This is a genomic window from Sphingobacterium sp. UBA6645 (assembly GCF_002455685.1).
Classification (GTDB): domain Bacteria; phylum Bacteroidota; class Bacteroidia; order Sphingobacteriales; family Sphingobacteriaceae; genus Sphingobacterium; species Sphingobacterium hotanense.
On record NZ_DKLH01000023.1, the window covers coordinates 66,682 to 76,431 of the forward strand.

The 9,750-nt window shown below is 38.7% G+C and carries 9 protein-coding genes; 7 read left to right on the plus strand and 2 right to left on the minus strand.

Translation table 11 applies throughout. The annotated features are described in order from the left end of the window. Positions 1–629 precede the first annotated feature (629 nt). The 3 genes from B2400_RS04340 (at position 630) to B2400_RS04350 (ending at position 2,742) form a co-directional block, all read left to right on the plus strand. Entirely contained in the window at positions 630–797 is a 168-nt protein-coding gene (locus B2400_RS04340; RefSeq protein ID WP_187774025.1) for a hypothetical protein, read from the plus strand. Between the two features lie 43 nt (positions 798–840). Beyond that, a complete protein-coding gene (locus B2400_RS04345) occupies positions 841–2,436 on the plus strand; it encodes a hypothetical protein (protein WP_293931202.1) in 1,596 nt (531 codons plus the stop codon). A 117-nt stretch (positions 2,437–2,553) separates the two neighbouring features. Further along, complete coding sequence (locus B2400_RS04350; protein WP_293931205.1) at positions 2,554–2,742, plus strand: hypothetical protein; 189 nt, start codon at positions 2,554–2,556, stop codon at positions 2,740–2,742. Between the two features lie 21 nt (positions 2,743–2,763). Here B2400_RS04350 and B2400_RS04355 read toward each other — a convergent pair whose 3' ends face one another. Then, entirely contained in the window at positions 2,764–2,961 is a 198-nt protein-coding gene (locus B2400_RS04355) for a DUF6965 family protein (protein ID WP_149525900.1), read from the minus strand. A 24-nt stretch (positions 2,962–2,985) separates the two neighbouring features. Then, a complete protein-coding gene (locus tag B2400_RS04360) occupies positions 2,986–3,516 on the minus strand; it encodes a GNAT family N-acetyltransferase (protein WP_149525901.1) in 531 nt (176 codons plus the stop codon). A 360-nt stretch (positions 3,517–3,876) separates the two neighbouring features. On the opposite strand from B2400_RS04360, the gene B2400_RS04365 reads away from it, so the two are divergent. From B2400_RS04365 to B2400_RS04380, 4 genes are all read left to right on the plus strand, one after another. After that, complete coding sequence (locus B2400_RS04365) at positions 3,877–4,068, plus strand: cold-shock protein (protein WP_149525902.1); 192 nt, start codon at positions 3,877–3,879, stop codon at positions 4,066–4,068. Between the two features lie 438 nt (positions 4,069–4,506). Beyond that, positions 4,507–5,070, plus strand: coding sequence for an RNA polymerase sigma factor (locus B2400_RS04370; RefSeq protein ID WP_286652236.1), 564 nt, complete (start codon positions 4,507–4,509; stop codon positions 5,068–5,070). 220 nt (positions 5,071–5,290) lie between these two features. Then, complete coding sequence (locus tag B2400_RS04375) at positions 5,291–6,319, plus strand: FecR family protein (protein ID WP_187774027.1); 1,029 nt, start codon at positions 5,291–5,293, stop codon at positions 6,317–6,319. Between the two features lie 24 nt (positions 6,320–6,343). Continuing rightward, entirely contained in the window at positions 6,344–9,679 is a 3,336-nt protein-coding gene (locus B2400_RS04380) for a SusC/RagA family TonB-linked outer membrane protein (RefSeq protein WP_293931212.1), read from the plus strand. Positions 9,680–9,750 lie beyond the last annotated feature (71 nt).

Consider the following 9,750-nt stretch of genomic DNA (forward strand, 5'->3'; position numbering starts at 1 on the left):
TATAAATATAATAAAGAAATTGCCTAGTCGGAAATTTTAAAAAAAGCGTGAACACATTTTAAATGTCAATTTTCAGGAGTTATGAGAATACTCTTATATTTATTTTTCAGAGCTTAACTTAAGCATATGTAAATTAGGGTGTGAAATCTAGCACACTATATTAACTTCAAATCTCTCCATTCCCACATATCAACGATCTTAAGAAGAATTTTAATTTGCCCTCTCAAAACCGCTTACCGAAGTCCAAGAATCCTTTCTAAATATTAGTTAATGACTTAATAATCAACGACTAAATACTAGGTTTTTTTTTCACAATCCATCATTCTCCCAGATATCGACTAAATTCTTGAACTAGTCAAAATTCGCATGTATTTACGATTCAACCATTTACAATCGTGATGTATCGTAAAAGTTAATATTACGCTTCCTGAATATACATAAATTGTCAATTATTGATATTAGTTAGCTTTGTAGACTCAATTCTACAAATGTTTCCAAAAGAAACGCCTTACTAAATATCACTAATAAGAAAATATATTAACTAAATAATTTTGTTGAATCATTTCGTATCGGTTTTGCGGACCGCAAATTCTGGTGGAAAAACTTGGGTAAAACATCAACAGGAGAAAATGAAAAAACAATACTTAAAACCAACAGTCTGGATGGATGAAATTCAGATGGAAGAGGGCATCGCTGCAACATCAGCTAATACGCGACCTCAGGATGAGATGAACACGATCAGCGAGGAATGGCATCAGGAAGAAGATCAGAACAAAGAATTCGATTGGAACTTTTAACATCCTCAAGGAACACAAAGAAAAAAACATGTTTACTAGAATTATGAAGTTAAAAACAAATAACATATTGGCGTTTATTGCGCTGTTCAGCTTCTCTGTTCTCGGAGGCTGTCAAAAATCAAAAGATGAACCTACAGCAAAAGCAAACGCATCGGTGTTTGTCAACTTATCGGTAGGCGAGCCCACGGAAGAGAAGGTAACTTTTGCCGGAAATCGCTCTGCGCGAAAAAACGTTCAAAATATACAACGTTCGAACGTTTATTTAGATGGAGGAATGACGCTTGAAGTCTCGGTTACCGAGCAGGGCAAGACGATCAACTCGAGCAATTCAAATGCTAATGCTACAGGGGCTCCGAAGGCAGAAGGAGCAAGTATCATAAGGGCATTGGCTTATGGCACAATGTATCGCATGGTGGTCTATGATGCCTCCAATAATTATGTGACTAGCCAAGACTATCAATACGGTATTACGCCACCCAACACTTCGATCGCCGTTCAGGCGGGAGCAACTTACACATTCATTGTATATTCAATCAATAGCACTGAATCCATTCCGGACATTGATGGTAGAGCGAATTTAAGTACTGCTAAACTCAGCAATATCAATGCGGATCTTATGTTTTTCAAAAGAACGATGGAAATACAGTTAGGAATGAACAATTTAGATGCTGTGCTTCAGCATCAGTTTAGCCAGATAACAACAAGTTTCGAAATGGACGATACGATGACTGGTGTTATCGAATCGATTAGCGGCGCTGCATTTAATCCTACAAAAGCGAATGGAACGTTGAATTTCGCAGACGGCACTTTAGAATTTCCGACTGAAAATGCTTCGGCGAATATAGTTTATCCTTTGTCGGCATTTGGCGGTCGTACGATAACAAGCGAGCCTACCTTTATCATTAGTCCAACCACAATTTCTTCTAATCTAACAATAGCTTCTATGGTTATCGATTCAGAAACAAAAACTAATATCAGTATTCCGAACATTAAGATAACCCCAGGTCATCGTTATAACATGAAGATTAAGATTCGCTCATGTCTTCAAGAGGCAACTTCTGCACCATTAGATTGGAACTATCCCGAAACAAGCTGGAGATCAGGTAGTCAGACCCTATATGGTATTTATAAAACTGATGAACGTAGGTATTATCAAAATGGAGAGACGATCACCAATACCTTCACAGCTCCGGAGGCTAATTACGGCTTTCAATTTGATATCCGAGAACTTGACAATGCATTCAATATGAAAGTGAATGGAAAATATATTTACCGAAGCGCAGCCACAGATCAAATACAATTTGAAACCTTTAGCACGACAGAGGGACAATTCACGAATATTGAATTTCAAGATGGTTCACAATACGGTGATCAGGTCGACATGATTTATCTTTTGAAAGGAACAAACGCAAATCCAATCATAAGAATCGTCATCAGTAAAACGGGCGAAGTACAAATGTTCGGTAGCAAAGTAAGCAACGGGCCACTATTCCCGCTTAGGTTAAAGGGCGATAGGACTTTCAATAAGGTCGACTGGAACAAAACAGGCAGCAATACGGTCGAAGTTTCACAAACAGTTGCCGGAGCGACAGTCATCATCGGGCGAGGCTACGGAAGGAAAACCGTGCGCTGTAACTAAAGTCAGAAAACTCAATTGCATTAATAATTTTCCAGAGCCAGATCCCGATCTGGCTTCTGTTTTTCTATATTTACAGTAAGCTCAAAAACTATTTTAAATTCCATACGTTTTAAAGTTATGAAACGAAATGAAGTTGAAGACTTGATCGCACAAGGGTATCACGTATTGCAACGTGGCGGTCCTGTGAAGGTAAAAGGCGATTTGTGGTATTACCTCGAAGAAATCGATGAAGAAGATACTGGCGTGTTGGTATTAACAGATGTGTTGCGCTTCTCTGATGAGGAGTTGGAAATGGTGAGGGGATAGGATGCTCCCGCAACGATCTCTTTACTTTGTAGCCTCGTAAAACTGTACTAATCGAATATAAGCCGGGCACTTCTCTATTTCCCTTGACCAACGCTCGCAATCAGCAAATTGAATTGCTAAAAATTTATCCGGTTCCGATACGGTGGAAGAGGAATTGATCTGCACGGGTTCGGTAAATGACTTCCCCAATAATGCGGCTCTTAGTTCTGCTAGCGTCATAGCGCGAAGATAAATAAAAGTTTTTTATATTCCGAAGGCTTCCGGATAGCGTACCGTGCCTTGTATTCCCTTCAATGCGCCATCACTTAATTCAATAGCCATGCTATTTTCCTTTGGCACCTCAAAGGGTAAATGAATATCAAACGTATAAGTTGGCCTGTACCCAAAACGCGGGTAGTATTCTGCGTGTCCCAACAATATAATCGAACCAAAACCTAATTTCTTTGCAAGTTCATGCATGCCATTTATTAACTTTCCTCCAATACCCAAATTCTGAAAGCGAGGATCCACCGCTACTGGCGCCAATGCTAGAGACTCATAGCGATTTTCTCCATTTTCAATCGTAATTTTAGTACATAGGATAAATCCAACCAACTGTTCCTCATTCTCAGCAACCAATGCTAATTCCGGAATGTACGCATCCGACGCTCGCAATCTATCGACTAGATGATGCTCATCGCCATCTGTAAACTCAGCATTTTCAAATGATTTTCTCACAAGTTCTCTTATTGCATCGTAGTCGCTAGGTCTTTCTTGTCGTATTGTTACGTTCATATTCGGTTATTTTGCTTGCTGCAAGATATAAAATATGCGTTTAATGGAGTGAATCGCATATTCTTTATATTTAACGAAATTTAAAAAATTATTAACAATTAATTATCCTATCTTTGATATGATAATCAGGCTCTGCCTTTGCTTCTCTGAAACAGATCAGTTTACTCATCCATTTTAGTTTCGCTATTTCAGTTGCTTATTTGTTCTCCAGTCAACGGTGCAGAAACTATTCGAATTTGTATTCCTTCAGATTCTTTTAATACACATCATTGCTTGCTAACAGAAGATTATTTGTAGCCCAAGGGCTATAACGAAAAGGCTTTTTGCCAAAACAGAATATTTCATTAAATACATAAAACAATGCAAGAAGGAAAAGTAAAATTCTTTAACAACACCAAAGGATTCGGATTTATTACACCTAATGATGGTAGTGCAGATATCTTTGTACACACAACAGGACTTAGAGACAATATCAGAGAAAATGATACTGTAACTTTTGATGTAGAAAAAACTCCAAAAGGATTAAGCGCTACAAACGTGCGTATCGCATAACAAACTTGTAAGTATGTTATTAAAATGTGGCGAAGATGAAAATCTTCTGCCACATTTTTTTTTGCGGTAGGGTGGAGTTGGGACGTTGGATCGCATTTGACGGATGCTGTGTTGAGAGGGTAAGGAGGTAGATTGGATAAGGCAGTCACTAAGAAGTTCAACGGACTCCATGAGGTCTTACCGGGATTAGGTGCATTTACAATAAACCATCACTTATGGCGGCGAATATTGGTATGGTTTAATTAAGTGAACTTTTAGATTAGGCGGTAAATTTCTTCGTCATTAACTAGAATTATGATCCTTTTATTTTTTCGAATCTCCTAATTCGCACAAATTTTCATCATTTCATTTTGAAATGCTTAATAATTTATTAATATTTATCTAACTACTTATAAATAAAAACAAGCCAATTTAGCTTCCGATTTAAAAAATTATATTGTGACGCGACTTGATTCATCTATCAATGGTCTTCTCCATGCGTTCAACCAGGGGGACGAAGATGCTTTTAAAAAGATCTACAGCGCATGTTGGTCTAAGGTATTTTCTGATGCCTACTCTCGATTAAAAAATAAGGAAGATGCCGAAAATATCACACAAGATGTCTTCATCACATTATGGGAACAGCGTGGAAAGCAAGATATCCAAAATATTCCCGCCTTTCTCTACCGCCTTTGCAAGCATAAAACGCTGAATTACATCCTAAAAAAGCGTCCCGCTTTGCTTGCTGAACATGAACTTGAAATGTCAACGGATATCTCTCCGGCCTATCAGCTCCAATTTAAAGAGGCTGGAGCGATATTTAATACGAAGCTTAAACATCTGCCACCAAAACAGCGCTCGATTTTTAAGTTACGTTATGAAGAAAATCGATCAACGGTAGAGATAGCACAGGAACTAGGTTTATCCGTAAAAACCGTAAGAAATCATTTAGGTAGAGCAATAGTAACGCTTCGAAACATATTGAAACTTTTCTTGGCAGTCTCAACGGCTGTTTTTATTTAATACAAGAAAACACTACTCCTTTTCCCCTTATTCTCTAATTTATTTTGTTTTTTTTCACTTTCTCGCTGGGCTTTCTACGCTCTTATCTGTCATTGGTATAGAGGGCAATGGGGGATTATCAATTTATGCATTTGCGGCTCAGACTAATATGAAGAATGAATTGAGAAAAATAATAAATAAATATTTAAAAGGGCGGACTAGTTCTACAGAAAACGAAATAGTGAATCAACTATATGATTCTTTAAAATCTGATGAGTTCGAGTTTGATAAGTTTTCCAGTGAAGAAAAGGATAATCTAGAAACACGGATGTTTGAGCGAATTCAATCCAGCATACAAACGAAGCAGCATACTGTGATTTCGAAAACTAGTTACTTAAAATGGGCGGCAATCCTAATCATACCATTACTGATCACTGGCCTATATTTCGCCAAATTGAATATGTCCTCCGATGAGGATCTATTATTAAGTGAACCGGGCAATTTTACTGCAAATCTTATTACTACTTCTGGCAAGTCCTATTCGTTAAGTTCTGCTGTCGATTTAACGAAGTTGCAAGCCGAGGGCCTCTATGAAGACGTGAGCGAAGAGGGGGAAACCATTGTGATGCATGAAATTCAAACCCCAAAAGGAGCTTTTTATCAGTTGATTCTCCCAGACAGTAGTTTAGTATGGTTGAATGCGGCTAGTACGATTCGTTTTCCTTCGAGATTTGACGAACACAAGAGAGAAGTATTCTTAAGCGGGGAGGGCTATTTCGAGATTAAACACAATTCCTCCGCACCTTTCTATGTAAAGTCTGCGCATCAAACTACCAAAGTCTTAGGCACCAAATTCAACATTAACGCATATGCAGGGCAAGAGTCAGATTTAGTAACATTAATCGAGGGTTCCGTGGAGGCGCGTTCATTGAAACATGAGAAACTGATCATGACGCCCGGATACCAAGCTAAAATTGGTGCGAGTATTCGTTACGAGAAAGTTGATCAGGCAGGCGACTATGCGGCATGGCGGTCTGGCGATTTCTATTTTGATAATTATCCGATGACTGAGGTCTTACGGATGCTTGGTCGATGGTATAGTATAGAAGTAGACGAAACATCAATACCCAACAACAGAATAAATGGATTAATTCCGCGTAATCTCCTTTTGAAAGATGTGTTAGCACTAATAGAAACCACTTCAGGTGTAACCATTTCAGTCGTAAATAGTAAACTAAAAGTAGTAGAAAAGAAAAATCAACATAAATAGATATTATTCAACTAGATCAAATTCATGAATTTTTTTAAAACCAAAAACCTCAATTTCTTGCTTTATGCCGGAATGGGTTTTCTTTGTTCTCAGGCTCCTGCTCGAGCGGAATCGGTTCAAAAGATCAGTATTGATGTTCGGAATGAAAGACTCGTCGATGTCTTTAAGCAAATCAAAGAACAGAGTAACGTTTCTTATTTGTTCGACGGCAAATTTACTCCAATTGCGAAGTCAATTACGCTAAAAGCTAATTCCATGGAACTTAGAGAGCTCTTGCCGCTAATTTTCCAAAATCAACCTTTTGGGTATGACTATGATAAGGGAGTCATCGTCGTTCGAGAGAAAACAAAAGATAGTCAGACAAGGAGCTCATTAACTCATATCCAGGAATTTGTTTCAGGATTTGTGGTTAACGAGACGGGTGAAGCACTAGGCGGGGCAACAGTGCAATTGGCAGATGGCTCTAAAACGGTGATGACAGGTGCTAAGGGTTATTTCAATCTAGCGATTTCAGCGGAGACCGTTTCTGTACGAATTAGCTACACGGGCTATGAAACCAAAACTGTAATCCTGAAGCAGCAAGAGGCTCCACGCATCATTTTAAATGCACGCCAAAATATACTGGATGAAACAATTGTTGTTGGTTATGGTGTTCAAAAGAAAGCGTTGGTGACTAGCGCTGTTGGGAGTTTAAAGGTTGATGACTCCAACATGCGTCAAGTGGCAAGCCCCACACGCTTATTGGAAGGGAGAATTGCAGGGGTCAATGTTTCCATGGGGTCGGGAAACTTGGCTTCGGGTGAACGCATTTCCATTCGCGGAACGTCCTCCATCAGTGCCGGAAATAATCCACTTTACGTCGTTGACGGAGTACCGATCAATACTTCAGATATGTCGTTATTCTCATTTGGCGAGAACTATAGCCCATTGGCGGCATTTAATCATGCAGATATCGAATCTATCGAAATACTTAAGGATGCTGCTTCTGCAGCAATTTATGGCTCCAGAGCATCTAATGGGGTTGTCCTCATCACCACGAAGTCAGGAAAGGCTGGAAGAAACGACGTACGCGTGAACATAACGACTGGTTTCAGCGAATTTGCGAATCGAAATAAAATTAAATTGACAAGCTCGCAACAGTACGTAAATAGCTATAATGCGGGAGTGGATAACTACAATAAGCAATTTGGTTTAGCTGTCGGCCAGTCGGATTATAAGATTCGTATTTCAAATCCTTATGAGGGACTACCGGATACAGATTGGTTAGGGTTAATTGTACAAAAAGGTTATTTCCAGAACTATGATGCATCTTTTTCTGGGGGTAATACGAAGACAAACTATTATTTCGGTTTAGGTTTAACCGATCAATCAGGTGTGATCAAAAATAATGCGATTCGTAAGTACAACTTAAACTCAAAAATCAGTCATAAATTCAGTGATTGGTTGGAAATTGGAGCAAATAATATGGGGAATTTTATAAAGAATAATCAAGTTCCGGGTGCCAATTTAGGTTCTACAATTATTGCTCGTGCAATTGAACAGCGACCATTTGATAGACCGTTTAAACCCAATGGCGATTATTATGTTGGAGGTACGGATGAATTAACACGGCATAATCCTTTACAAATTTTAAATGAACAGGATGCCTATGTAGATAATTATCGTTATTTAGGAACTTATTATGGGCAAGCCAGCTTTCTTGACCATTTCTCTTTCCGGACATCATTCTCAGCGGATATTGGATATACCTACGATTATACCTACTATAATGATAAACATCCCTATGGTACAGGAGTCGGTAGAATTATCGATTATAATCGTTTAATCCAAAACTTAGTATTTGATAATGTATTAAACTATAATAATAGCTTCGGTGATTTAACAGTTTCCGCCATGTTAGGGCATTCGTTCCAAAAACAAATGTCGAGATCATCGATGATCGATGGTCGCGGTTTTCCAACTCCGTCAATGCAGGTAATTTCTGTTGCGTCTGAGATCTTTGATGCCAGTGGGTCAATTGGAGAATATGCTTTAGAATCTTATTTCGGACGCGGTACTTTTTCCTTCCAAGATAAATATCTAATGACTGCGACGTTTCGCGCTGACGGTTCTTCTAAATTTCACCGTGATAATCGTTGGGGATACTTTCCGTCCATTTCCTTTGGTTGGAATGTCTCACGCGAGGAGTTTATGGGTGATAATACCAACGATCTGAAGATTCGCGCAAGTTACGGTATTACAGGTAACCAAGAAGGAATTGGACAATATGCGTATCAAGCATTAATGTCTGGAGGACAGAACTATGGAAATATAAGTGGAATATCGGTATCATCGTTCGGAAACAAGGATTTAAGATGGGAACGAGCGAATCAGTATGATGCAGGTTTTGACATTTCGTTCTTTAAGAGAAGGTTAAATATATCTTTTGATGCCTATTACAAGAAGACCTTCGACTTATTATATAGTAGGCCGATTCATGCGACCACCGGTGTAACAAGCATTGTAAGTAATATCGGTACAATGGAGAACAAAGGTTTAGAATTGAGCATCAATACGAATGTACCGATCGGACAGGTCGTGTGGAAATCGGATTTCAATATCGCGCATAACAAAAATAAAATCTTATCCCTTTTAGATGACGAACTACCAATTGCAATTGGTGATAACCGCGCTCTTCAAGTGGGAAAGAGTATTGGTGCATATTACATCTTTGACTGGGATGGACTCTACCAATACGACGGAGAAGTTCCGCAAGAACAATTTGATTTAGGAGTTCGAGCCGGTGATGTTCGTTGGAGAGATATGGATGGCAATAATATCATCAATGACAACGATAGAATAGTAACAGGAGATTCTAACCCTAAATTAACCGGTGGATGGAATAACAGTTTCTCCTATAAAGGTTTCCAATTGGATATGATGTTTACCTTCATGTACGGTACAGATATTTATGCGCAATGGAAATCAACTGGTATGGCCAACCTAGGATCCAATTATGCTAAAGATCTAACCTATGTTGAGAATGCTTGGACTGGGCCTGGAACTACAAATGTATATCCCAGAGCGTTAATTGGGCTAGGCCACAACACAAAAAATTCAACTCGCTTTTTGGAGGATGGATCTTTTATAAGGCTTCGTGCTCTGACCTTAGGTTACAATTTTGATAAATCACTTGTGGAACAGATGAAGTTAAAAGGTCTACGCGTTTTTGCTACTGCAGACAATCTATTTTTACTTACTCGCTATTCAGGATGGGACCCAGAGGTCAATAATAATTTGGATCCAAGATATTATGGCGTTGATTTATTCGGCGTGCCCCAACCTCGAACATTCAGTTTTGGTTTAAATGTTAATTTATAAGTTTATGAAATCTTTAAAATTTAAATATATAGCCCTTTCGACGCTGTTGATGTTTGCAAGCTCTTGTGGAA